At 54.3% G+C, this 24,071-nt stretch carries 19 protein-coding genes; 6 read left to right on the top strand and 13 right to left on the bottom strand.

Going from position 1 to position 24,071, the window contains the following annotated elements:
- Positions 1 to 14 precede the first annotated feature (14 nt).
- The 4 genes from HNV11_RS20040 to HNV11_RS20025 form a co-directional block, all read right to left on the bottom strand.
- Positions 15 to 362, bottom strand: a complete 348-nt coding sequence (locus HNV11_RS20040) for a hypothetical protein (protein ID WP_171741357.1) — start codon at positions 360 to 362, stop codon at positions 15 to 17.
- A 23-nt stretch (positions 363 to 385) separates the two neighbouring features.
- Positions 386 to 1,252: an aldo/keto reductase gene (locus HNV11_RS20035; RefSeq protein ID WP_171741356.1), complete on the bottom strand. Its 867-nt coding sequence runs from the start codon at positions 1,250 to 1,252 to the stop codon at positions 386 to 388.
- 108 nt (positions 1,253 to 1,360) lie between these two features.
- Complete coding sequence (locus HNV11_RS20030; protein ID WP_171741355.1) at positions 1,361 to 2,218, bottom strand: prephenate dehydrogenase; 858 nt, start codon at positions 2,216 to 2,218, stop codon at positions 1,361 to 1,363.
- Positions 2,219 to 2,281: 63 nt separating this feature from the next.
- Positions 2,282 to 3,460, bottom strand: coding sequence for a pyridoxal phosphate-dependent aminotransferase (locus HNV11_RS20025; RefSeq protein WP_171741354.1), 1,179 nt, complete (start codon positions 3,458 to 3,460; stop codon positions 2,282 to 2,284).
- 474 nt (positions 3,461 to 3,934) lie between these two features.
- Between HNV11_RS20025 and HNV11_RS20020 the strand changes: the two genes are divergently transcribed.
- Positions 3,935 to 5,104 carry a S8 family serine peptidase gene (locus tag HNV11_RS20020; protein WP_171741353.1) on the top strand — a complete coding sequence of 390 codons (1,170 nt, stop codon included), beginning with the start codon at positions 3,935 to 3,937 and terminating at the stop codon, positions 5,102 to 5,104.
- A gap of 144 nt (positions 5,105 to 5,248) precedes the next feature.
- On the top strand, positions 5,249 to 6,514 hold the full coding sequence (locus HNV11_RS20015; protein ID WP_171741352.1) for a S8 family serine peptidase: 1,266 nt from the start codon (positions 5,249 to 5,251) through the stop codon (positions 6,512 to 6,514).
- 79 nt (positions 6,515 to 6,593) lie between these two features.
- On the opposite strand, the gene HNV11_RS20010 is transcribed toward HNV11_RS20015, so the two are convergent.
- A complete protein-coding gene (locus tag HNV11_RS20010; RefSeq protein WP_171741351.1) occupies positions 6,594 to 7,145 on the bottom strand; it encodes an NUDIX hydrolase in 552 nt (183 codons plus the stop codon).
- Between the two features lie 17 nt (positions 7,146 to 7,162).
- Positions 7,163 to 8,431 carry a glucuronyl esterase domain-containing protein gene (locus tag HNV11_RS20005; RefSeq protein WP_240163591.1) on the bottom strand — a complete coding sequence of 423 codons (1,269 nt, stop codon included), beginning with the start codon at positions 8,429 to 8,431 and terminating at the stop codon, positions 7,163 to 7,165.
- 192 nt (positions 8,432 to 8,623) lie between these two features.
- On the opposite strand from HNV11_RS20005, the gene HNV11_RS20000 reads away from it, so the two are divergent.
- Entirely contained in the window at positions 8,624 to 9,208 is a 585-nt protein-coding gene (locus HNV11_RS20000) for a hypothetical protein (RefSeq protein ID WP_171741350.1), read from the top strand.
- A 47-nt stretch (positions 9,209 to 9,255) separates the two neighbouring features.
- On the opposite strand, the gene HNV11_RS19995 is transcribed toward HNV11_RS20000, so the two are convergent.
- The 5 genes from HNV11_RS19995 to HNV11_RS19975 all read right to left on the bottom strand — a co-directional run bounded on the left by HNV11_RS19995 (position 9,256) and on the right by HNV11_RS19975 (position 16,564).
- Positions 9,256 to 9,927, bottom strand: a complete 672-nt coding sequence (locus HNV11_RS19995) for a DUF2490 domain-containing protein (RefSeq protein ID WP_240163590.1) — start codon at positions 9,925 to 9,927, stop codon at positions 9,256 to 9,258.
- A gap of 191 nt (positions 9,928 to 10,118) precedes the next feature.
- On the bottom strand, positions 10,119 to 10,508 hold the full coding sequence (locus tag HNV11_RS19990) for a DUF4870 domain-containing protein (protein ID WP_171741349.1): 390 nt from the start codon (positions 10,506 to 10,508) through the stop codon (positions 10,119 to 10,121).
- 166 nt (positions 10,509 to 10,674) lie between these two features.
- Complete coding sequence (locus tag HNV11_RS19985) at positions 10,675 to 14,124, bottom strand: pyruvate carboxylase (RefSeq protein ID WP_171741348.1); 3,450 nt, start codon at positions 14,122 to 14,124, stop codon at positions 10,675 to 10,677.
- 232 nt (positions 14,125 to 14,356) lie between these two features.
- On the bottom strand, positions 14,357 to 15,664 hold the full coding sequence (murA, locus tag HNV11_RS19980) for a UDP-N-acetylglucosamine 1-carboxyvinyltransferase (protein WP_171741347.1): 1,308 nt from the start codon (positions 15,662 to 15,664) through the stop codon (positions 14,357 to 14,359).
- Between the two features lie 96 nt (positions 15,665 to 15,760).
- On the bottom strand, positions 15,761 to 16,564 hold the full coding sequence (locus HNV11_RS19975) for a DUF4290 domain-containing protein (protein ID WP_171742255.1): 804 nt from the start codon (positions 16,562 to 16,564) through the stop codon (positions 15,761 to 15,763).
- A gap of 108 nt (positions 16,565 to 16,672) precedes the next feature.
- On the opposite strand from HNV11_RS19975, the gene HNV11_RS19970 reads away from it, so the two are divergent.
- Positions 16,673 to 18,076 carry an MATE family efflux transporter gene (locus HNV11_RS19970; protein ID WP_171741346.1) on the top strand — a complete coding sequence of 468 codons (1,404 nt, stop codon included), beginning with the start codon at positions 16,673 to 16,675 and terminating at the stop codon, positions 18,074 to 18,076.
- Here HNV11_RS19970 and HNV11_RS19965 read toward each other — a convergent pair.
- A complete protein-coding gene (locus HNV11_RS19965) occupies positions 18,060 to 19,397 on the bottom strand; it encodes a sensor histidine kinase (protein ID WP_171741345.1) in 1,338 nt (445 codons plus the stop codon). The two genes, HNV11_RS19970 and HNV11_RS19965, sit on opposite strands and share 17 nt — an antisense overlap.
- Positions 19,398 to 19,408: 11 nt before the next feature.
- On the bottom strand, positions 19,409 to 20,770 hold the full coding sequence (locus HNV11_RS19960) for a sigma-54-dependent transcriptional regulator (protein WP_171741344.1): 1,362 nt from the start codon (positions 20,768 to 20,770) through the stop codon (positions 19,409 to 19,411).
- Between the two features lie 126 nt (positions 20,771 to 20,896).
- Here HNV11_RS19960 and HNV11_RS19955 point away from each other — a divergent pair, with 126 nt between their 5' ends.
- Positions 20,897 to 22,597, top strand: coding sequence for an ArnT family glycosyltransferase (locus tag HNV11_RS19955; RefSeq protein ID WP_171741343.1), 1,701 nt, complete (start codon positions 20,897 to 20,899; stop codon positions 22,595 to 22,597).
- Between the two features lie 206 nt (positions 22,598 to 22,803).
- A complete protein-coding gene (locus HNV11_RS19950) occupies positions 22,804 to 24,051 on the top strand; it encodes an efflux RND transporter periplasmic adaptor subunit (protein WP_171741342.1) in 1,248 nt (415 codons plus the stop codon).
- The last annotated feature ends 20 nt before the right edge of the window (positions 24,052 to 24,071 follow it).

Here is a 24,071-nt window from a genome sequence, read left to right as displayed (position 1 = left end):
TTTGTGCCGGGTCATTACCGCGACTGCGCAATTCGAGCCGATGCGTCGTCGAGGATTTCAGCGAGCTGGTTTAATTGCCCGACCAGCCCCACATCCGACGATTCGTTAGCCGCCTGCTTCGTAAGTTTGCTGAGCGTATGCAGCGATCCGGCAATCCGCGGAGCCCTGCCCTCCGTCAGCGCCTGTTTCAGGGCGTAAAGTTCATCGGCAATGTTTTCGAGTGTCTGGTTGCCTTCACCGAGCGCCTGACTCCACTGATCAATCAGATCGCCGGCCGGCGAAATCGTTTCGACACCCTGCTGCAGCCGCGACAGGGTAGACACCAGAAGTTGCTGAGGGTCCTGTTTTAATTGGGTTGTCATAGGCAGATTGAGTTAGTGATAACTTAGTTGGGCAATGGCATATCCTGCAAGTCCTCGTCGGTCAGCTGGATGGTAGCCGCCTGAACGTTTTCGTCAAGGTGCTTTACCGACGATGTTCCGGCAATGGGCAGCATGACGGGCGATGCCGCCAGGAGCCAGGCCAGCGCAATCTGATAATCGGTAGCGCCATGGCGCTGGGCCACTTTCCGGATCGCATTTTCGGCGGCAACGTCTCCGGCATTCAGCGGATACCAAGGAATAAAGACGATATTATTCGCTTCGCAGTAGTTCAGCACGTCGTTCCATTTCTGCTCCCCGAAGTTATACATGTTCTGAACTGAAACCACTTCGACATGCTGCTGGGCTAGTTTGATATCATCGACGCTTACTTCCGACAAACCAATGTGCCGGATTAAACCCTCCTGCTGTTTTTCCTTCAGATACCCAAGGGTTTCTTCTTTAGGCACTTTGCTGTCGAAGCGGTGAAGCTGGTACAGATCAATCCGGTCGAGTTTCAGGCGTTTCAGCGAACCTTTCAGCGCTTCGTCGAGGTGTTCGGGACTGGCGTCAACCGGCCACTGGTTCGGGCCGGTACGTAACAGACCACCTTTGGTGCCAATTACCAAGCCGTCGGGGTAGGGGTGAAGTGCTTCGGCGATGAGTTCTTCCGACACGTAAGGGCCGTAGCTGTCGGCAGTGTCGATAAAATTGATGCCAAGTTCGAGCGTGCGTTTCAGAACCCGGATAGCCTCGTCGTGATCTTTAGGTGGTCCCCAGATACCGTCTCCGGTGATGCGCATGGCCCCATAGGCCATTCGGTTGACGGTTAAATCTCCGCCGATAGTAATCGTTCCGGCCTGTGTTGCCGGTTGTTGCGTCGTTGCCTGCATGAGGTTAGTTGGTTAAATCATCAACCCGGAACGATGTCGTCCCGGAGTCTGATGATTTAACCAACCGTAGCGGATTTTGTATAAGGCAACCGCAGTTTTTTGTCGAAATTACCGTTTCTCAATGCCGTCCAGCACCCGCCGGATAACGTTGGCCCGTTGCATGAAGTCGAGCGAGGTCGTTACGTCCTGGTCGTCAATAACCTGCTTAAACTGCCGGAGAAACTCAATATAATCGGCCAGGGCGCTGGATACGTTCGTGCGGTTCTGGTCGAAAATAGGCGCCCACATCTGCGGAGAGCTTTTGGCCAGCCGGACGGTGCTGCTGAAACCCGTGCTGGCCATATCGAAGATAGCCTGCTCATCTTTTTCCTTTTCAAGCACCGTTAGTCCCAGCGCAAACGCGCTGATATGGCTCAGGTGAGAAACATAGGCGAGGTGCAGGTCGTGCTCCTGCGGAGTCATGTAAAACAGCTTCATACCGACGTCCCGGAACAGGCTCTCGGTCAGCAGTAGGCAATCGGGCTGGCTTTTTTCGCGATCGCAGATGATCAGGTTTTTACCCGGCAGCAACTCCCGGAAGGCTGCGCCGGGGCCGGAGTTCTCGGTGCCGGCCATGGGGTGAGCCGCCACAAACTGCGCCCGCTTTGGGTGCTGATCGGCCACCTCGCAGATCAACCCCTTCGTAGAGCCCAGGTCCACCACCGTTCCACTTGGTGATAAGTGGTCCAGGACCGTTGGCAGCAGGTTCATAATTACGTTAACAGGCGTTGCCAGCACAACGAGATTGCTTTGCGCTACGGCTTCGGTAAGTGGCAGCACGTCATCCACAATTCCCTTGGCCAGCGCCAGCTGACTGTTGACGAGGGAGGTGTCAACGCCAATGAAACGCATTTTGGGGTATTTTTCGCGGAGGGCCAGCGCAAAGGAGCCGCCAAGTAGGCCAATACCAATGATGCTAACTGTCATCTGAACCGGAATTTTCAAGATTAGTGTGTCGGGCTGTAAGGCAACAAAGCAAATAGCAACAGGTTAATTAGCTAGTTTCAGGCGGTTTACCGCTTCCCAGATTCGTTCTTTAGGCATGCAGAGGGAGATTCGGATATACCGATTGCCCTTCGGACCGAAGATGAAACCCGGCGCAATGAATACATGCTGTTTGTACAGCAGATCGTCCACCAGTGTTTCTGCCGATTCAACCGAATTGGGCAGCTTAGCCCAGATAAATAACCCCTCCTGGTCGGTGGCATACGTGCAGCCCAACGTGTCCAGGAACGCATGGACGGCCTCCAGCCGATCCTGGTAGATTGCGTTCCGGTCGTGGTGCCAGTCGTCCGGGTTGGTGAGTGCTTCAGCGGCAGCGTCCATCAGGGGACGGAACTGGCCCGAATCTACGTTGCTCTTGATCGTCAGCACGGCATCGACGTAAGCTTTAGCGCCGGCCATCCAGCCAATCCGCCAGCCCGCCATATTATGCGATTTGCTAAGCGAATTCAGCTCTACGGCCACCTCGTTAGCCCCATCGACCGATAGCAGACTGATAGGCGGCTTTTTATTTAAAATCAGGCTATATGGATTATCGTGGCAAAGCAGCACCCGATGGTCGTGGGCGAAGCGCACTGCCCGCTCGAACAGAGCGCGGGTGGCTGGGGCACCTGTAGGCATGTGCGGGTAATTGAGCCAGATAATCCGCGTTGGATTCGACGCGGGCGATTCAGCCAGCAGGTCGGTCATGGCGTTCCAGTCGGGCTGCCAGCCGTCATGTTCGAGCAGGGGGTATTCCAGCACCCGCGCGCCGACCATCTGACTCACGGCACGATAGGCCGGATAACCCAGTTCAGGCACGAGCACGCCATCGCCATCATTGAGGAACGTCAGCGATAGATGCGTAATGCCTTCCTTAGAGCCAATCAAAGGCAGAATTTCGGTTTCGGCATCGAGCGTAACACCGTATGTGTGGTTATAAAAGCGGGCAATACCCTGCCGCAGGGCCGGCGTTCCCTTATACGGCTGGTAGCCGTGGGCGCTGGGCTGCCGCGCAGAGGTGGTCAGGGCATCCAGCGTATTCGGAGAGGGCATCAGATCAGGATTGCCGATGCCCATATTAATAACATCATGTCCGGCCGCCTGAAGCCGACGAACCTCAGCCAGCTTGACCGAAAAATAGTATTCCTGGGTTTGATTGGCGCGGTGGGCCAGGGGGATAATCATAAACAAATTGGATTGCCGCAGTAATCGTAGAACGTGGCTGAATCAGATAAGCGGGTTGATGATCAGGGCCACAAAGGTACGGGCAAAATAGTGAATGTCAGTTCCAGGTAGCGCATGGAATCTGGCAGAACAGGTCAGTAACGGGTGCTGAGCGTGCGCAGAGGAGCATCAACCTACCGAGTTGTCAATTTTTGACCGTTAACGAAATGCCTTTTCCCGACTGTTTACCCTCAATTTATATTCGTGGCTTATAAACCTGCCTGGAGAAAAATAGAATCTTTTCAGATAGCTGACGAGCTTTTATAGATACCGGATTAGTGCTGCATCCAATAGATCTCTCAAAAACTAGTAATAACACTCTATTAAAACGCCGATAAATAAATCAGATAACAATTTAAGTAACTGTCCACCCTTTTTCTGCCCAAATGAATTATGAAAACAATTCACTGTTACCTTACTGTACTTACTGCAGCTGTGTTAAGCCTGCAGAGCTGTCAGCCCGTTGGCGAAACGGTTACTGGCTCTGGCCGTCAGGGCGCTACCAACCCCTATATCGTTGTCCTGAAAGTCGATCCGCTTTCCGGTCTGTCAGCTGCCTCTCCCTACGCAAAACGTCAGCAGTTCATGCGGCAGTACGCCGAACAGATGATGAGCCGGTTCAACATAGACCGTAATCAGCTGGGCCATGTGTATGGCTCCTGCCTGAGAGGGTTTGTGGCCCAGCTAACCGAAGCGCAGGTATCGTTTCTGCGTCAGTATCCGGACATTGCATCTATAGAAGCCGACCAGATTGGCAGTACAAGCGTAGAGGAGGCCGTGGCTGGCGACGATATGCACATCACCGCTGGGCAGGAGGTACCCTGGGGAATTAAATACGTTGGCGGCTTTATTGACTATACCGGCTCGAATGCAGCTTATATTGTGGATACGGGGATTGACCTCACGCATCCTGACCTGAACGTAGATGCTTCGCGGGGATACAATGCGCTCACAACCGGAACGGGCGCCAAATCGCTTGCCGACAACCACGACCATGGAACGCACGTTTCAGGCACAATTGCGGCTAAAAACAATAGCATTGGCGTAGTGGGTGTAGCCGCGGGCGCGCCGGTTATCCCGATAAAAGTTACGGAGAAGCCTGAAAATATGCAGGTTTCGAATGTGATAGCCGGTCTGGATTTTGTAATGGCAAATGCTCGCCCGGGCGATGTGATCAACATCAGCTTAGGTGCTAAAGCGTCGGATGCGCTGGATGCAGCAGTAATGAACCTGACCAACCGGGGCGACTTATTTATTGCGATGTCAGCCGGGAATACGACAACCAATAATTTTGATGCCAATAATATTTCACCGGCTCGAATTAACGCGCCCAATCTGTACAGTTTATCGGCGCATGATAGCAAAGGAGTGTTTGCCTCGGTATCGTGTAGTGGGAACCCACCCATCGATTTTGCCGGGCCCGGCGTAAGCATAAAATCAACGGTGCGGGGAGGGAAATATACCTACTTTTCCAAAGGAACAACCATGGCCACGGCGCACGCTTCGGGCATATTGCTGGCAAATAAGGGGGTGATTTACGGCAAAGGAACCGTAACCGCCGACCGCGACAGCATACCCGATATCAAGATGTCGCGCGTACCTTAGTTTAAGTCCGGCATTGTCTTAATGGCGTCTGCTTTACACAGACGCCATTTTTAATAGCCTTTTAACCATAATGACCGTTCAGGATATTTCTGAATCTATCTGGATGGTATAGATTTCTTTACCTTTGATGTTTAACATATTCTAATGAAACATACTCTCTACTTGTTTGCTGGCCTATTGCTGATGGGCTTAACGGGTCTGGACGCGTGCCGTCCGGCCGAATTGGCAGTTGATAATTCTCTCCAGAGTGTTGATGCTGCACAAGCCGCAACTGCAACAGGCGGAATTGATGGGCAGTACATCGTTGTTCTGAAGCAGGATGCCTTCTCGGCGCAGAATCTGGAGACCTTTGCCCGGCAGCAGGCTCGTCTGAAACAGGTTGGCGAGAAATTCCTGTCGGAGTTAGGGATTAACCCTGAAAATATTCTACACGTATACGGGGCCGCGTTGTCCGGAATGGCTGTTCGGCTGACTCCGGCTGAGCTGGCCCGGCTGCGCAAAAACCCGCTTGTGTCCTATATCGAAGCCGACCGGCAGGCGGTCAGTACACCCGATGGTCTAGAAAGTCAAAGCGATAAGACTGCTCGGGTTGCGGCTGGCCAGGAGGTACCCTGGGGCATTACCTATGTAGGGGGTTCGGTCAACTACGCGGGCTCTAACGTAGCATACGTAATCGATTCCGGCATTGAACTGACGCACCCTGATCTGAAAGTAGATTCAACCAAAGGCTACTCGGTGTTTAAGTTTGGGGCGCACCGGTCAACCAAAGATTTTGACGGGCACGGCACGCTGGTATCGGGGATCATCGCGGCCCTTAACAACACAATTGGGGTAGTGGGCGTAGCTGCTGGCGCAACAGTGGTGCCAATTAAAGTATGCGCGGCTCCAACGAAAGTCGTCGTTTCGGACTTTATTGCTGGCATTAACTTTGTAGCCGCCAACGCCCGGCCGGGCGATGTCGCCAACATCAGCTTGGGCATCAGTGCAACGGATGCGGTCGATCAGGCGGTGGTCAACATGGCCTCGAAAGGAATTTTTGTGGCTGTATCGGCGGGGAATACAAACGTCAATTCGGGTGTAAGTAACGCCAATCAGATTTCGCCCGCCCGGGCCAACGGGCCTACTATTTTCACGGCGTCAGGACACGATAAAAACGGCGTTTTTGCAACCGTCTCCTGCGTTGGAAATCCCCCTATCGACTTTGCAGCACCGGCGGTTAACGTTAAATCGACGTACAAAGGAGGAGGGTATCTGACTATTACGCAGGGTACAACCGCTGCCACGGCCCATTTATCCGGAATTCTGCTGGCCAATAGCGGCACGATCTATGCCAACGGCACCGTAACTAACGATCCGGACGGCACACCCGACCCGAAAGGTTCGCGAATTTCACCGATCGCGAATCGGTGAACCCCATAGAAGAATTTATAAAACGCCCTGATCGCTGGTTGGTAGTCAGGGCGTTTTTATGTTCATTAACTGATCGTTACTAAAGCCGGGACAGGTATTTCAGTAACGGAGCGATATGCAGAGCCTGCATCATTTCACCATTGTCGATGATCTGCCGCGCCCGATCCGGCGAGACCAGATGGACCGTAATCTCTTCCGTAGTTTCGAGCGCCTGCGCCTGTTTCGGTTCGACGCCTAAGGCCAGATAGGAATACGTTAGATTGGTGTGCGTGCCCGGATTGGCCGAAAGCGTTATCAGGTGCTGCCACTTTCCTCCGCCAAAACCCGTTTCCTCCAGCAGTTCACGCTGCGCAGTTGTGAGGGGATCTTCGCCCGGATCAACGACGCCTGCACACAGTTCGTAATGAACGCCGGCTATGGCGTGACGGTACTGCCGGATGAACACCAGCTGGCCATCCGTCGTAACGGCCACCACGTTGATCCAGTCGGGGTATTCCAGCACGAAGTAATCGGGAATGTGCCCGCCGTTGGCCATTCGAACCGCGTCTTTACGCACCGTGAACCACGGTAGCTGGTGGATGTACTCAGATTGTTCAACCTGCCAGGGCCTGGGATCGTTATTGAACGTCATAGCTGCAAAGGTAGCGCTTAACGTACCAATTCATCCGCAAAACGAAGGTACTGTTCCCAGTCGTAATCCGTAACGTCGTGTTTGCCGGTGCGGTTGTGGTAGCGGACAGTCTGGCCAATGGGCTGGTTAACGCCCGGAAAATTCAGGGTACCCAGCCCCGTTTTACCGTACAACTGATAAACGGGTTCGGTCAGGGCTGCGCCCAGGAATTCGCCTTTCGGGTCGGACCATTGATCGCCATCGGCGCTGGCTACATAGAGTGGACGCGGGGCTACCAGCGCCAGCAGTTCATGCTGATCGACGGGTAAATCGGCCACGCGCTTATTGTAGGTTTTATAACGTCCCGAAAACCAGTGTGGGAAACTGGTGTTCAGATGCTCTACGGTTTCGCCATACCAGCGCCGGGCCAGGGCTGCTCCGCCTTCGCCGGATTCATTGGCAATAACAGCTGCGAACCGTTCGTCCTGCACGCCCGCCCAAACGGCAGCTTTGCCGATGCGGGAATGACCGGTAGCAGTAACCCGTTTTGCGTCAATAGCCGGTTCGGTCTGCAGGTAGTCAAGCATGCGGCTCATGCCCCATGCCCAGGCGCCTATCGCTCCCCAGTTATCGCTGCGGGTGGTGTCGCCCAGAACGGAGCGGATGCCCGTATGCCAGCCCTGCGGATGATCGGGTTCGATATCGCCATAATAGGCCGTAGCCAGTGCGTAGCCTCGCTTCAGAATGGTATCGATGGGCCAGCGCCGGGCCTGCAAAGCCCGGGCTTTCTCAGTGGCCCGATGGTTAACAGCCACATTGCCGGCTCCATCGGCTACCCAGCGCGTTGACAGGGGCAGGTCGGTTTCGTTGGTAACACAGTGATTGCCGCAGAAATTCAGCCCCAGAAAAGCCGGAACGGGCCTGCTGGCTGCTTTAGGAATGTACAGCAGGATGTTGATAGGCGCTAGTTGCGGATAGTCGGGAAAGGAGATGGCGACCTGCTTGCGAACGGCCAGGCCTCCCCGCGCATTTTCGTCGGTTTGCTGAACATGAAACTGAAGCCGGACGGGTTGAGTCGGCGTCTGCCCATATACGTGGTCAGCGAAGAGCTGCCGGATCTCCTGCCGCCGGGTTTGCCAGTCGGTTCGAGACTTTACCGATTTACCATTACTGAACCGTAAGATGTCGGGTAGGGTCGAGGTACCAACTTTGGCTTCGTCGTAATTAGCGATTGGCGAAGCAGTTTGGCCATTAACCAGCAGGGATGACAGGAGCCCAAAGGCGAACCACGACAGTGTGCGGACCATAAAAATAGAGCAGGAGATATTAACAGTCCGAAAAGCTAAATAGGCCGTATGCCCTACTGTTTAACCGGTTTTGAATAGACAAAATCTGCCCCGGCGATTACCTTTTTCATCAAAATCATATTAACCTCCTTATCTGATTCGTTGTAAGTGGGACTTTTGCGACCACAGTTGCTAATCGTACAACACAACCTGATGAAAAACTTGTTTGCCTTTCTGTTTGCTGCGTTATGCCTTTTTCTTGCCTCCTGTCACCGGCCAGTTGCCTATTTTCACCGAACCCCCCATGTAGCGGCCCGGCTCTCCGTTGAGCAGCCGGCAGAAAGCAAGTTGCTCAATACCGCTTCGGATACGTTATCTATCAAGAGTTTATCAGATTCCGTAGTAGCGTCAATCGATCAGCCTACGAGCCCCGATCAGGCGCTGGTTAGTTTGCAGCCAGCTATGGAGCGGAGTCAGCGCATCCGGCAGCGGGTGGCACATATACAATCGGTACTGGCTGCGCCGGTTATTGATCAGCAACCGAAGCCAAAACCCAAAAAACAGCTTCGGCTCGGAAATCGCATTCGGCAGGGTTTGGGTTTGCCGCTCCGGGAAGAGCTGAACTGGTGGCAGCGCATCAGCTGGAAGCTCAAAGCATCATTCATTATTATTCTGGTTGCCGTGCTGTTTGCGATCCTGCACATTACCATCCTGGCCGTAATCTTCGGGCTGTTGGGCGCGTTCCTGCTCATCACGGGCCTGAAGCGATCGTTTAAGTCCCGACGTCCCTGGTTTTAATTAACTGAGCAGAAACAGCCTTGCTGGGCATCTGGCATCAGGCTGGTTCAGTCCGGCTGCGAAGGAAGCTTTTCGGCGGGGTTGGCTTTGTGCTTATTGAGCCGGTAAATGACTGCCAGAACCAGGTTGTTTTTACCCGCCGTAACAATCGGTGCAAACTGCCCCTGCGTAAAAGATGCCAGGCTGTAGTTAGTCTGATTGACCCAGCCCGCCTGTATAACCCAGTGCTTATCGAGCTGATGCCCCAAACCGGCATACAAACGATTGCGCTCAAAAGCAGGACCGCGCGGATTCAGGAAAATTTCGTTATAAACCGACATAAAGGTGGTATGCGGGCCAATTACGCGGGCATTCAGCGGTACAAACACGTTCAGCCGGTAGCGTATTCGGCTTCGGAATTCCTCTCGTCCATCCCGGAATGTAAACCAGCGCTGTTCAATCCGGTAGCGGTGTTCAAACTTGATTCGGTTCAGGTACTGATTTAACTGCAGCTGCTGCCAGAAGCGCTTTTCAATATTGAGCGGACCGGCCGGGAGTTCGTTATAATCAGAAGTAGCGTAACGGCCGCCAGCCAGCATGATTGTTACGTTCTTATCAAGGTCGTAACTGATGCCGCCCTTAATCTCACTATAAAAATATTGTTTGAACAAGCCGTTTGAGCGCGTTTGAATTTCAGCAAAACCGCCCCATCGGCTGGTATCGTTACCGGGTATGGTCAAAGTCCCGATGAGCCACGTTCCCCAGGGTGTGGTAGGGAGCGAAGTTGTCTGAGCAAGCAGGCAAACAGGTAATTGTAAACAGACTGACAGAATAAGCAGGCGGATAACATAGCTGCAAAAATAAACCCTTAGTGCAGCGGGCTGCAACCAGCTATGCTGCCGGACTGAAAACGGACAGCATAGCTGATGGTTTATTTTATGAAGCGAATGGATAATGGGTACCGATAGTGTTCGCCATTGTTGGCTTTGATAGCCGCGATAATTGTGAAAATTAGCCAGACGATCCCAACGATCCAGAGCAGAAAGACGCCAATGAGGATAAACATCAGGATGAACGAGATGCCAGCCGCGATGGCCATCGTAATGTTGAAGTTGACGGCTTCCTTGCCGTGATAGTCAATAAAGGCCGATTTATCTTTTTGAATCTGCCAGATGATTAGGGGGAGCACAATGCTGCCAATCAGCACAAAAGAACCAGGCAGGGCGCTCAGGTGCGTAATCATGGCCCACATACGTGCGTCGGAGTCGCTGAACGTAACCGGAGCGGGCGAGGAGGGGGGTATCGGTGGCGGATTTTCCATTGTAAGAACAGGATTGGTTTAGAGAGGTAAATTCGGCTAAAATTTTGACGAACACAACGTTACGATCAAATTGCTCGTCGCCGTCTACGCCCCGGATTGCCCCGAAACAACAGAAGCACCGCTCCAGGCGGTGCTTCTGTTAACAAATCTGGACTTGTCAGTTTGCTTACGACAGTTCGATAACCAAGTCGTCCTGCTCGATGGTGATGCCTTCTTTCAGCACCACCTTCGAGACCTTGCCTTCTTTAGGCGCGGCTACGATACTTTCCATCTTCATCGCTTCGATCACGAACAGAGGCTGGTTCTTTTTAACCACATCGCCTTCCTTAACCAGAATACGGGTCAGACGGCCCTGTAGCGGTGCGCCTACATCGCCCACTTTGCCAACCTTGGCGTTCATGGCTTTCTCGACCTTCGACGATTTATCCCGAACCTGCACCTGGCGGCTCTGACCGTTCAGCTCGAACGTAATCGTGCGCATACCGAACTCGTCGGGCTCCGACTTGAACAGCAGCCGCACCAGAATCCGCTTACCTTCTTCGATCTCGATCAGAATCTCTTCGTTTTCCTTCAGACCGTAAAAGAACGCGGGCGTTGGAATGATGCTGACATCGCCGTACTGCTGGTTGGCTTTGTAATATTCGTCGTAAACCTTTGGGTACATCTGGTACGACAAATAATCAACGAAGCCGTCGTTCTGGGGGTATTTTGTTTTAAAGGCTGTAAAGTCAGCGTCGAAATCAATTGGTTTCAGGTGTTCGTTCGGGCGGCCGGTTATTGGCTTCTCGTCCTTCAGAACTACCTGCTGGATGTCTTCCGGGAAACCGCCAACGGGTTGCCCCAGCTCCCCTTTGAAGAAGCCTTTCACCGATTCAGGAAACGCCAGCGATTCGCCCCGCTCCCGAACATCGTCGGCGGTCAGGTTGTTGGCCGTCATGAAGATCGCCATGTCGCCAACGACCTTTGAAGAAGGCGTTACCTTGACAATATCCCCGAACAACTGGTTCGCAATAACGTAATTGCGCTTCAGCGTCTCGAACTTATCGCCCAGGCCGGTTGCAATGGCCTGGGGTTTGAGGTTGGAGTACTGACCGCCCGGAATTTCGTTCTCGTAAACCTCGGCGCTGCCCGCCTTCATACCCGACTCGAACGGATAGTAATACTCCCGAACATCCTCCCAGTAGTTGGAGTAGGCGTTCAGCGAGTGCAGGTCAATGGGGCATTCGCGCTCGTGGCCCTGCATCATCGCCACTACAGAATTGAAGTTTGGCTGCGAGGTCAGGCCCGACAAAGCACCCAGAGCGCAATCGACAATATCGACCCCGGCATCAATAGCTTTCAGGTACGTGGCCGCCTGAATGCCTGCCGTATCGTGGGTGTGCAGGTGAACCGGAATGCTGACTACCTGTTTCAGTTCCCGTACCAGCACATCGGCCGCAAGCGGTTTCAGCAACCCGGCCATGTCTTTTATCGCCAGCAGATGCGCTCCCTCATCTTCGAGCTGGCGGGCCATATCGAGGTAATACTGGAGGGTATATTTTTTCTGGTCAGGGGCCAGCAGGTCGCCGGTATAGCAGATCGCTGCTTCGCAGAGCGCATCGGTCCGCTCCCGAACCGCCCGGATGCTAACCTTCATGGCCTTGACCCAGTTGAGCGAGTCGAAAATCCGGAACACATCAATACCTGTTTCCCACGACTGCTCAACGAATTTTTCAATCAGGTTATCGGGGTAGGCCGAGTAACCAACTGCGTTGGAGCCGCGGAACAGCATTTGCAGCAGCATGTTCGGCATGGCTTCGCGCAGAGCCGCCAGCCGTTTCCACGGGCTTTCGTAGAGGAACCGCATCGCTACGTCGAAGGTTGCTCCGCCCCATACCTCCATCGAAAACAGCTCCGGGTGATTCTTGGCAAAGCCTTCGGCCACTTTCTGTAAATCCTGCGTTCGGACGCGCGTTGCCAGCAGCGACTGGTGGCCGTCGCGGAAGGTAGTATCCGTGTACAGCACGCATTTCTGCTCCTTTACCCAGTTCACAAACGAGTCACGGCCCATCTCTTTGAGCCGGTCGCGGCTGCCCTTTGGGTAGGAACTGAAGATGTCGTAAGGAGGAACAACCGGGGTACGGAAAATCTTACTGTCGTCCTTCTTCTTAACCTCTGGATTGCCATTCACAATAACATCGGCCAGATAGTTGAGCGCCCGGGTTGAGCGGTCCTGCGGCTGGCGAAGATTGAACAGTTCAGGGTGGTTTTCAATGAACGATACCCGCGCTTCGCCCCGCTGAAAAATCGGGTGGCTGATTACGTTCAGCAAAAAGCCGATGTTGGTCTTTACGCCCCGAATCCGGAATTCGACCAGTGCGCGCGTCAGGCGCTGGGTTGCGCCTTTCAGGGTCCGGCCCCGCGCCGAAACCTTGACAATCATCGAGTCGAAGTACGGCGAGATTTTTACGCCCGCGTAGCTGCTGCCCTCATCCAGACGAATACCAAAACCGGCCGCGTTCCGATAGGCAATGATCGTCCCAAAATCCGGTTTGAAGCCGTTGGCGGGGTCTTCAGTCGTGATCCGGCACTGGATAGCGTAGCCGTTCAGGGGCACTTCGTCCTGGTGGCTGATATAGATGCCGTTATCGGAGAGCTGGTAGCCCATCGCAATCAGAATCTGCGTCCGGACGATATCAATCCCCGTTACCTCTTCCGTGATCGTATGCTCAACCTGAATGCGGGGGTTAACCTCGATGAAGAAGATATTCTCGTTTTTATCAACCAGAAACTCGACCGTTCCGGCGTTGGAGTAGTTCACCGCCCGCCCAAGCTGCAGGGCGTAATCATAGAGTTTCTGTTTGGTATCCTGGCGTAGGCCAAACGACGGCGCAACCTCAACAACTTTCTGAAACCGCCGTTGTACGGAGCAGTCGCGCTCGTAGAGGTGGACGATGTTGCCGTGCTGGTCGCCCAGGAGCTGTACCTCAATATGTTTAGGGTCTTCGATAAACTTCTCTAGGAAGATGGTATCGTCGCCGAAGGCATTCCGGGCTTCATTTTTAGCTTCGGTAAAGGCTTTATCGAAGTCCTCAACCTGCCGAACCACGCGCATACCCCGGCCTCCGCCACCGGCCGCGGCCTTTACCATAACCGGAAAACCAATCCGTTTTGCTTCCTGCAGCGCAAATTCGGGGCTCATGTTTTCCTCGCGCGAATCAGGAATGAGCGGTACACCGGCTTTGGTCGCCAGGTTCTTGGCCCGCACTTTGTCGCCCAGCGCATCCATTGCTTCCGGCGAGGGTCCAACGAAGATGATATCTTCTTCGCGGCACCGACGCGCCAGTTTTACGTTCTCCGACAGGAAGCCGTAGCCCGGATGAATTGCATCGACCTGGTGGCGTTTAGCCAGCAGAATAATGCCTTCAACATCAAGATAAGGTTTCAGCGGGTCCTCGTCCCGGCCGATCTGATACGCTTCATCCGCTTTATAACGGTGCAGGGAATAGCGGTCTTCGTAGGTGTAGACGGCAATGGTGGTAATGCCAAGTTCGGTAGCAGCCCGCATGATCCGGATGGCAATTTCGCCCCGGTTGGCGACAAGCAGGCGTTTAATTGGGCGGATGTACTCCTTCATACTTCTCAACAAAAACGGCTTCAGGTTGCAAAGATGTCAAAAGACAAAGCAAGATTGTTGAAAATTCTGAAAAAAGGAGATTACACCGTAGAAACGTTAGATGAAAACACTTTTTCGGGGAATAATACAGCGCACACTTAGTTGGTAATAAGACGGGGCCGGTAACGGGCTGACAGACAATAAAAAAGCACTTCCAGTTGTCAGAAATGCTTTTTTGATGGCTTAAAATAACTTAGAGCCGGATAATCTCAGCGCCGATGGCGTTCAGACGCGTATCAATGTGCTGATAACCGCGGTCAATCTGCTCGATGTTGTCGATGATACTCGTACCCTGTGCTGACATGGCCGCAATTAGCAGGGCAACCCCCGCCCGAATATCGGGTGACGACATGCGGATACCTTTCAGCGGAAGCTGCCGGTTCAGACCCACGACCGTAGCCCGGTGCGGATCGCAGAGGATGATCTGCGCACCCATATCAATCAGCTTGTCGACAAAGAATAGCCGGCTTTCGAACATTTTCTGATGGATCAGCAGCGTACCCTGCGCCTGTACGGCCGTAACCAGCACAATGCTCAGCAGGTCGGGCGTAAAGCCGGGCCAGGGCGCATCGGCAACGGTCATCATGCCGCCATCCAGAAAACTCTCGATCTGGTAGCGTTCCTGCGCCGGAATAAAAATGTCGTCGCCCCGGAACTCCATCTGGATACCCAGCCGCCGGAACTGATCGGGAATGATGCCCAGTTGTGGAATCTGGCAGTTCTTGATCGTGATTTCCGACTGCGTCATGGCGGCCATGCCGATAAACGAGCCAATTTCGATCATGTCGGGCAGCATCGTGTGTTCGGTACCGTGTAGTTCCGATACGCCTTCGATGGTGAGCAGGTTGGAGCCCACACCCGTAATCTTCGCACCCATCGCGTTGAGCATTTTGCTCAGCTGCTGCAGATAAGGCTCACAGGCGGCATTATAAATAGTGGTAGTTCCCTCGGCCATTACCGCAGCCATCAGGACGTTGGCTGTGCCCGTTACGGAGGCTTCATCCAGGAGCATATACGTGCCGCGCAGGTTGCTGGCATCCACCTGGTAGTAACCGCCGTCGTTTGCGTCGTAGTTGAACTGAGCCCCTAATTTCTCGAAGCCCAGAAAGTGGGTGTCCAGCCGCCGACGACCAATTTTGTCGCCACCGGGCCGGGGAATCCGACCTTTCTTAAACCGGGCGAGCATGGGCCCCAGCAGCATGACCGAGCCGCGCAGAGCGGCTGCTTTACGTTTATACGTATCGGTTTCGAGGTAGTCGAGGTTAACGTCCGACGCAACGAACCGGTAGGAACTTGTTCCGATTTTGGTGACCCATACGCCCATGTCGCCCAGCAGGTCGATGAGCTGGTTTACGTCGCGAATGTTGGGAATGTTATGAATTGTGACGGGTTCTTTGGTCAGCAGAACGGCGCAAAGAATCTGGAGAGCTTCATTTTTTGCGCCCTGCGGAACGAGTTCACCCTTAAGCTTGCGTCCGCCCGTAATTTTAAAAGATGCCATTGATTAACTGATGAGTGATAAGGATGAACCAGCTACCCCCGAGATTGTTCGCGGCCCTGATTCATCCCCGATCTTGCTACTGGTTGGGTAAAGGAGTTACCGTCTTCTGCGGTCGTTGTTGCGATTGGGTCCGTCGTTCCGGTCGCGGTTGTTTGGCCGCTGATTCGGGCCACCAAAGTTACGCTGGCCCCCCTGGTTGTCGTTGCGGTTGTTCTGACGCCCCTGATTGTTGTTCCGCTGGTTGCCGAAGTTGCGCTGACCGCCCTGGTTATCGTTTCGGTTGGGCCGCCCTTGGTTGTTGTTCCGCTGGTTACCCTCGCGGTAGTTGTTGCCCCCGCCAATGCGCTGGGGCTGCGTCTGATCGCCGGTGCGTTCACGCGGGGTCGCTTCGACCAGACCCTGTTCGCGGATGAGCTGAATATCGTCGGCGAGTTTGCCGTTCGAGATTTCCAGCAGACTCTGGTAGATCGTCTCGTCTTCGACCGATTCCTTGTTCCAGGCCTGGTAGAAGGTTCGCATCAGCCGGGTCAGGTAAGAAACAAACGCCCGTTTTTCTTCGGGGTCTTCCATGGCAATGGCCTTTGCCACCAGCAGGTCAATATTGCGGCCGAAGTGCTTGAATTTAAGCGGATGCGTATTGTAGGGAACGCGCTGCGGTTTTTTACCCAGGGCTTCTTCGGATGGGGGCGGATAGGGACTATCCACGTCCAGCGTAAAGCCCGACATGATGTAAAGGTCATCCCACAACTTGTTGTAGTAGTCCTGCCCATCCTTCATGTTGGGATGAATCTGCCGCATCAACTCGATCAGGATATGCGCATACCGGGTGCGCTTTTCCCGATCTTCGATGTTGATCATGTTGTCAACCAACTTCTGGATACTACTGCCGTATTCTTTCAAGGGCTGTGCCTGATTCGTGATGAAAAACAAAAGTACAAAGAATGCAGCAAGGCTCAAAGGGTAGTCGATGGAGCGCGCAGGTTGACGCCGATACTGTACCTTTGATTCATGCTTTCTGCTTCTCACTCCCGGATACGGATCTACCGGTCCGAACTGGCCGATACCCTTCGCCTGAGTATCCCTATTGTCATTGCTCAGTTAGGGGTTATCCTGATGGGCGTTACTGATAATCTGTTTGTCGGGCGATTGCTGGGGGCTATACCGCTGGGCGCGGCTGGGCTGGCCAATTCCTTATCCTTTCTGATGTCGAGTATTGGCGTAGGGGGGCTGGCTGTGGTGGCTGCGCTGGTAGCGAAAGCCAATAGTCAGAACGACCCGGCGGCCATTAACCGGTTATATCGGGCGGGATTACGTGTGGGGGTGCTTATGAGTGTTGTGCTGAGCGGCCTGTCGGTGCTGCTGGCATTTAACTTTAGCTTGTTCGGGCAGTCGGCCGAAGTGACGCGGCTGGCCCGCGATTTCATGCTGATTCTGAGTGCTTCAATTTTGCCGCTGCTGGTTTTTGTAGGCGCCCGGCAGCTTTGCGATGGCCTGCGCCAGCCCCGCGTTGCCATGGCGATTACGCTGTCGGCGCTGCTGTTGAATGCGCTGTTCAATTACGTACTCATTACGGGCGTTGGGCCGTTTCCTGAATTAGGTCTGATGGGATCGGCAACGGCAACCCTGTTGTCGCGACTGTTTATGGCCGGGGCTATGCTGACCTATATTCATCGAACCGCCCGATTCAGGCCCTATCTGCTCAGCGCGTTTCGAACGTTGCCCACCCGTTCGGAAGTCGAGACGATTCTGCGGCTGGGTATTCCCGGCGGTCTGACCTTTTTCTTTGAGGTAGCTACGTTTTCGCTGGCGGTCGTCATTGTCGGTTGGCTGGGCGAAGACCGGCTGGCGGCTCATCAGATCGCCATCAATATGGCTTCTGTTACGTATATGATGGCAACGGGCATCTCGTCGGCAGCGGCCATTCGGGTGGGAGCCGCTGTAGGTCGGCGGAGTCGCGAAGACGTGTTTCGGGCGGGTCTGGCGGCTTTTACGTTGTCAGTGGGCTTCATGAGTCTGGCGGCTCTGCTGTTTCTGACGGCCAACGACTGGCTGGTATCGCTCTATATTCGTGACAATCCTGAGGTTATGCGCATCGCGGCCTCACTGGTGATCATGGCGGGCTTTTTTCAGCTTTCCGATGGCGTTCAGGTGGTGGCGTTAGGCGGATTACGGGGCCTGTCGGATGTCAACGTACCGACGATTATTACGCTGTTCTCGTACTGGGTTGTGGCCCTGCCGCTCAGTTATGTGCTGGCGTTTCCATTGAGGATGGACGCCATTGGCGTCTGGATCGGGTTGCTGACAGGACTGACGGTGGCAGCGGTACTGCTGACGGTACGGTTTTTTCAGCGGATAAACCGGGTGATACCGGCGGCTGCATCCAGTCAGCCCACCGTCAGAATACCAGACTGAACGTACTGCCCAGTCCCGGTTCTGATTCGGCTGTAAGCTGTCCGCCGTGCAGCTGCATGATTTGCCGCGACAGGCTCAGGCCAATCCCCGATCCGGTTTTTTTGGTCGTATAAAACGGAATGAAAATCTGCTCCAGCGCTTCGGGCTCAATGCCGGGGCCGTTATCCGTAACCCGGATGATTACGTTCGGCCCCTCGCCAGAGGCTTCCAGTTGGATAGCAGGTGAGGGCGTATTCTCTAGACTCTCCACGGCATTCTTGAGCAGGTTCAAAAGAACCATTTCGATCTGGCTCTCATCGGCACGGATTGCCAGATTGGGCGAAGTCGTCGTGATGGTGATCTGGTGTCGCTGCGCATGGGGCTGAGCGAGCTGGGTAACGTGCCGCAGCAACTGATCGACGCGCACATCGGCGAAAACCGGCTGCGGAATGGCCGTAAAGTGCCGGTAGGCATCCACAAACTGCATAATCCCCGCTCCCCGCTGTTCGATGGTGGAGAGGGCGTCGCGCAGGTCGTTGACGGATTCGGTTAATTGCCTGTCGTGCGCTACAGGCAGCGCCAGGTCCGTTTCGACGATGTCGCGCATGGTTCCCGCCAAAGACACAATCGGCGTAATCGAGTTCATGATCTCATGACGCAGTACTTTCGTCAGGTTTTGCCAGGCTTCGAGTTCGCGCTGCTGGAGTTCCGTCCGGATATTCTGCAGCGACGCTACGGTAACCAGTCGTCCGCGAAGCCGAACGGCCGTACACCGGATCGACAGTTCGCCATCGGTACCCGTCTGGTAAAGGACTGGCGCCGATGCACTGGTCGCTGAGCGAAGCAGGTCGGCCAGATCGGGATGGGTGGCGCTGAGGTCGCTGAGGGTGCGCAGCCTATAAATGCCCAGCAGCCGAAGCGCGGTCTGATTGACCAGTTCGACCTGCCCGGCCGCGTCGAAGGTCAATAGCCCGACGCTGACGTGCTGAACGATGGTGTTCACGTAATGCAGGTTCGCTTCTTTCTCGGCCCGCGCCTGCCGAAACGCATCGAGCACTTCGTTAAACTGATCGTTCAGGTTCCGGAAGGAAGGGCCAAAGCTACTGTCGGCCCGGAAGGCAACTGAAAAATCGGAATACCGAACCGATTCCAGAAAGCGCGTCAGCTTCCGGTTAAGCCCCGTAACGTACTGGTACAGGTTGACGCAGAGTGTACCCAGGAGAACGAATAGCGGAACGAGCCAGAACAGGGCCGACTGATGCAGGTATAGGGTCACCATCGCGCCGGTGAGAACGACGATGCTGACAATACGCCAGCCTATGCCAAAGGCAAAACGGTTCATCGATCAGCCAGTTAAAGCCCGAATTTCTCCAGGCGACGGTACAGCGCCTGCCGCGACAGGCCTAGTTCCCGCGCTACGTCGGTGATGCTGCCCCGGTGTTTCTGCATCGCCTGCTGAATCAATTGCCGTTCCATATCTTCCAGTTGCAGGGTTTCGTTCACCGGTGAGGCCGCGGGTACGTCTTTGCGGAAGATAAAATCAGTCAGTTCCAGCGTAGTGCCTTGAGCCAGAATAACGGCCCGCTCGATAGCGTGCTGCAGCTCCCGTACGTTGCCCGGCCAGCGGTACTGTTTCATCTCGGCCAGCAGCGCCGGACTCAGGCTGGTGACGGGTCGGTTGTATTGTTTGGCGTACTTTTTCAGGAAATAGTCAGCCAGTGGGCCAATGTCGGTCGGCCGTTCGCGCAGCGGGGGTAAATGCAGTTCGATGGTGTTGATCCGGTACAGCAAATCCTGCCGGAACCGGACGGGACGGTCGGGACTTTGTTCGTTCAGATTGGCATTGGTTGCGCAGATGAGCCGGACATCCACCGGCCGGGCTTTGTTGGAGCCAACGCGCGTTACCTGCCGCTGCTGGAGTACGGTCAGCAGCTTGGCCTGCTGGGCGGGAGTCAGGTTGCCAATCTCATCGAGGAAAATAGTGCCGCCGTTCGCTTCCTCAAACCGACCGGCGCGGTCGTCGCGGGCGTCGGTAAAGGCGCCTTTTACGTGGCCGAACAGTTCGCTCTCAAACAGACTCTCGGTCAAAGCGCCAACATCCACGCTCACAAACGGCTTGTCGCGCCGATTCGACTGCTCATGCATTGCCCGCGCAATCAGGTCTTTACCCGTGCCGTTTTCGCCCAGAATCAGGATGTTGGCATCGGTGGGGGCCACGCGTTCAACCGTTTCCAGGACGGAGCGCATCGCCGAGCCGATAATGGACACGGAGCCGGCTGATCGTTTGAGCCGCTGTTTATCGTCCGGGCTTTTGTCGGTCTCGTCGCTCTCCTGTTTGCGGGTCACGGCGCCCCGGATCGTTTCGAGAAACTTGTCGTTCTGCCAGGGTTTCAGCACGAAATCAGCCGCCCCGGCCTTGATCGCCCGGACGGCCATTTCTACGTCGCCATAGGCCGTAAACAGAATAACCCGCGCCTTGGGGTCAATGTCCAGGATACGGTCGAGCCAGGCGAAGCCCTCGCGTCCGCTGCTCACGTCGCGCTGGAAGTTCATGTCGAGCACGATGGCGTCGTAGCGATTGTTGTTGAGCAGAAAAGGTAATTTTTCGGGGTTCTTTTCGATGTCCACTGCGCCAACGTGCCGTTTCAGCAGTAGCCGGGCCGCTAGCAACACGTCGGGATCATCGTCCACGATTAGGAGTTTAGCATCTTGCATACCTCAAAGATATATGGATGAACGAATTGTTGCATGCATTGCTTGATGAACGGCAGATTAGGCTTTTCTTACGTACTTTGCCCGTCAACATGCATCAGTTTTTACGCTGATGAGGTTTTATTTTCGATGACGCTTTCCGATTCACGACTGCCTCTGCTTCCGCTCGACGACCGCTGGTTTTATGCCCTGGCAATCGTTGGGATTTTCCTGAACGCCACGGGCCTGTTCTCGCCTATTCTTGAACCGGATGGTGCGCTGTATGCCTGCCTTGCCAAAACGATAGCGCAGTCGGGCGATTTCGTCAATCTCTACGCGGTCGGTAGCGACTGGCTCGATAAACCACACTTTCCGTTCTGGGTTACAGCCGTTAGCTATTTAGTTTTTGGTATAAATTCGTTTGCCTACAAGTTCCCGGCGCTGCTGTTTACCGTGGGCAGCGCGGTCTATACGTACCATTTTGCCCGGCTGGTTTATCCGAAGCTAGTTGCGCAGGTAGCCGTATTGGTGTTTATGACAGCCTTTCACGGCGTTTTATCGAATAACGACGTTCGGGCCGAACCGTATCTAACGCCGTTGATTATTGGCGCTGTTTATCATTATTACCGAATCTTTCTGGGTGCCAAAGGTTATCATTTAGTAATTGGGGCCTTGCTGACCGGTTGTGCCCTGATGACCAAAGGACCGTTTGTGCTTGTGCCCATCGGAGCCGGATTAGTCGTTCACTGGCTGCTGACGGGGCAGTGGCGGGAGTTGCTCAAGTTACGCTGGTATCTGGCCGTGGGGCTATCGCTGCTGTTTACCGCCCCCGAGTTCTACGCCCTGTACGAGCAGTTCGACCTGCATCCGGAGAAGGTTGTTTTCGGGCAGACGGGCGTGTCGGGTGTGCGGTTTTTCTTCTGGGATAGTCAGTTCGGGCGGTTTTTCAATACGGGGCCGATCAAAGGCGCGGGCGACAAGCTTTTCTTTACCCACACGCTGCTATGGGCGTTTCTGCCCTGGTCATTGCCGCTCTACATAGGCACCGGCAAGGCGCTGGCCGGACTCGTTCGTCGTCAACCGGTCCTGCCCGAGTACGTGTCGCTGGGGGTGGGGCTGGCCACGTTCCTGCTGTTCTCGCTGTCGGGGTTTCAGCTGCCCCATTACCTGAACATTGTCTTTCCGTTTTATGCCATCCTGACTGCTCAGTTCCTGACTGGCCTGAAATCTGTCAACCTGCGCCGGTGGACAATCGGCCAGAGCGTCATCGGTGCTTTACTGATTGTCCTGGCAATGGCCCTGCTGGTCATTGTTCAGCCAGATCGGCTAACCCAGGCGCTGGTCTGGGGCGTTGTGATTACGTTCGCGACGATCACGCTGTTCCGGCCGAATAACCTGCTGTCGCTGGCGGGTCGGATGGTGGGAGCCATGCTGGTGCTGATGGGCGTCCTGAATCTGTTTATTTACCCGACGCTGATGCAGTATCAGGCGGGGATGACGGTGGCCCGGTACGTAAACAGCCGACCCGCTTCGGCGCAGCGGCCAACGGTACTGTATCTGCCCGGGACGGGACCGGGTGGGGGAAGTTTCTGGACGTATGAATTTTACGTGGACAGCCCGGTGCGTTACGCCCGGACTGATTCGGCTTTGCGAGCAGAGGTTAGACGGCAACCGTCGCTGGTATTTACGACCGGCGTTCAGGCCGATTCGCTGGCCTTTCGCGGGTTTACAGTTCAGCGGTTAGCTATCTTCCCCTATTACCACGTCAGCCAGCTAACCTACAATTTCCTGAATCGGGAAACCCGCGCGCAGACGCTCATGCCGTATATTCTGGCCGAAATAAAGGAGTAAGCTGGAAGCTGAACAGGCAAAGGATGAATGGGTAAGAAAGTCTGAACGCCACCGGACAACAAATGTCCGATACCGGACAGCCATTCTAGAGAATAGAATCGCAAGCGTCTGTAAATCAGGTATTCGAAAAAATGGCACGGCATTGGTAACTAGCTGATCGGCTGACTGAGCCTGTTAATCGTTCAGCTATTTAATCGTCAATACAAATGGATCGCGCCTTACCTAAACGCTTCTGGACCAGCCAACGCCTTATTTTATCAGGTGGCGGTGTGCTGATTCTGGGTCTGCTGGCTTACACCTTCTTTTTCGCTGATCGTCGTTCAAAGCTGAATGTCGAAAAAGATAAAATAACCATCTCGAACGTAACCACCGGACCGTTTGAGGATTTTATTGCCGTAACGGGCGTTGTTCAACCCCTGAAAACCATTCGGCTCGATGCAATCGCCGGGGGATACGTAACCGAAAAACTGGTAGAAGGCGGTAGCATGGTGAAGCAGGGCGATGTACTGCTGCGGCTGGAAAACCAGAATCTGCGGCTTAATTTTCTTCAGTCGGAGACAGAAGCCAACCGCCTGGTGAACGACCTTCAAAATACCCGGCAACGTTTACGTGTAGAGCGGTATTCGCTTCGTAAAGCCTTGTCTGACCTCGATTTCCAGATTAATCAGGCGAAAGACATTTATGATCGCCAGTCGAAATTATTCAGAGACAAAGTCATTTCTGAGCAGGACTACATGAAAGCCAAGCTAGACTACGAGAAATTAGTTGAGCAGCGCAAGATTGAGGCCGAGTCGCAGAAATACCAGGAAGACAATGCCAAAACCCAGATCCAGATGCTGGAAGGTACGCTCGCCCGCACGCAGAAGAACGTAGCGCTCTGGCAGCAAACGCTTAACAATCTGGTTGTGAAGGCCCCCGTATCGGGTCTGTTATCGTCCATGGATATTGAAGTGGGGTCGAATATTAACCAGGGACAAAATATTGGTCAGATTGATGATCTGAACGGATTCAAGATGCGCGTCGGTGTTGACGAACACTACCTGAACCGAATTTTTACGGGTCTGACCGGCTCCTTTGAATTCAACGGCGAAAAGCATGACCTGGAGATTACCCGCGTCTATCCCGAAGTGCGCAACGGGCGGTTTGAAGTAGACATGGTATTCAGCAAAGGCGCGCCGAAAGGCATCAAGCGCGGTCAATCGTCGCCCATTCAGCTGGAACTAGGCAAAGCCGCCAAAGCCACGCTGCTGCCGGTAGGTGGTTTCTTCTCCGATACGGGCGGCAACTGGGTGTACGTGGTGGATAACTCCGGTAAGCGGGCCATAAAGCGCAATATTACCCTGGGTCGTAAGAATCCGGAGTATTACGAAGTGCTGGAAGGACTCCAGCCCGGCGAGCAGGTGATTACGAGCAGCTACGAGAACTTTGGCGATAACGAAGTTCTGGAATTTTAACAGGAGTAGGGGGACGAAAG

Source organism: Spirosoma taeanense, assembly GCF_013127955.1.
Classification (GTDB): Bacteria; Bacteroidota; Bacteroidia; order Cytophagales; family Spirosomataceae; genus Spirosoma; species Spirosoma taeanense.
Note: the sequence above shows the minus strand (reverse complement) of the source record. Positions and strands in the feature narration are given on the sequence as shown.

Excerpts from the sequence above, each read along its gene's own strand:
- HNV11_RS20040 (WP_171741357.1), bottom strand. The coding sequence starts at position 362 with ATGACAACCCAATTAAAACAGGACCCTCAGCAACTTCTGGTGTCTACC.
- HNV11_RS20035 (WP_171741356.1), bottom strand. The coding sequence starts at position 1,252 with ATGCAGGCAACGACGCAACAACCGGCAACACAGGCCGGAACGATTACT.
- HNV11_RS20030 (WP_171741355.1), bottom strand. The coding sequence starts at position 2,218 with ATGACAGTTAGCATCATTGGTATTGGCCTACTTGGCGGCTCCTTTGCG.
- HNV11_RS20025 (WP_171741354.1), bottom strand. The coding sequence starts at position 3,460 with ATGATTATCCCCCTGGCCCACCGCGCCAATCAAACCCAGGAATACTAT.
- HNV11_RS20015 (WP_171741352.1), top strand. The coding sequence starts at position 5,249 with ATGAAACATACTCTCTACTTGTTTGCTGGCCTATTGCTGATGGGCTTA.
- HNV11_RS20010 (WP_171741351.1), bottom strand. The coding sequence starts at position 7,145 with ATGACGTTCAATAACGATCCCAGGCCCTGGCAGGTTGAACAATCTGAG.
- HNV11_RS20005 (WP_240163591.1), bottom strand. The coding sequence starts at position 8,431 with ATGGTCCGCACACTGTCGTGGTTCGCCTTTGGGCTCCTGTCATCCCTG.
- HNV11_RS20000 (WP_171741350.1), top strand. The coding sequence starts at position 8,624 with ATGAAAAACTTGTTTGCCTTTCTGTTTGCTGCGTTATGCCTTTTTCTT.
- HNV11_RS19990 (WP_171741349.1), bottom strand. The coding sequence starts at position 10,508 with ATGGAAAATCCGCCACCGATACCCCCCTCCTCGCCCGCTCCGGTTACG.
- HNV11_RS19985 (WP_171741348.1), bottom strand. The coding sequence starts at position 14,124 with ATGAAGGAGTACATCCGCCCAATTAAACGCCTGCTTGTCGCCAACCGG.
- murA (WP_171741347.1), bottom strand. The coding sequence starts at position 15,664 with ATGGCATCTTTTAAAATTACGGGCGGACGCAAGCTTAAGGGTGAACTC.
- HNV11_RS19970 (WP_171741346.1), top strand. The coding sequence starts at position 16,673 with ATGCTTTCTGCTTCTCACTCCCGGATACGGATCTACCGGTCCGAACTG.
- HNV11_RS19965 (WP_171741345.1), bottom strand. The coding sequence starts at position 19,397 with ATGAACCGTTTTGCCTTTGGCATAGGCTGGCGTATTGTCAGCATCGTC.
- HNV11_RS19960 (WP_171741344.1), bottom strand. The coding sequence starts at position 20,770 with ATGCAAGATGCTAAACTCCTAATCGTGGACGATGATCCCGACGTGTTG.
- HNV11_RS19955 (WP_171741343.1), top strand. The coding sequence starts at position 20,897 with ATGACGCTTTCCGATTCACGACTGCCTCTGCTTCCGCTCGACGACCGC.
- HNV11_RS19950 (WP_171741342.1), top strand. The coding sequence starts at position 22,804 with ATGGATCGCGCCTTACCTAAACGCTTCTGGACCAGCCAACGCCTTATT.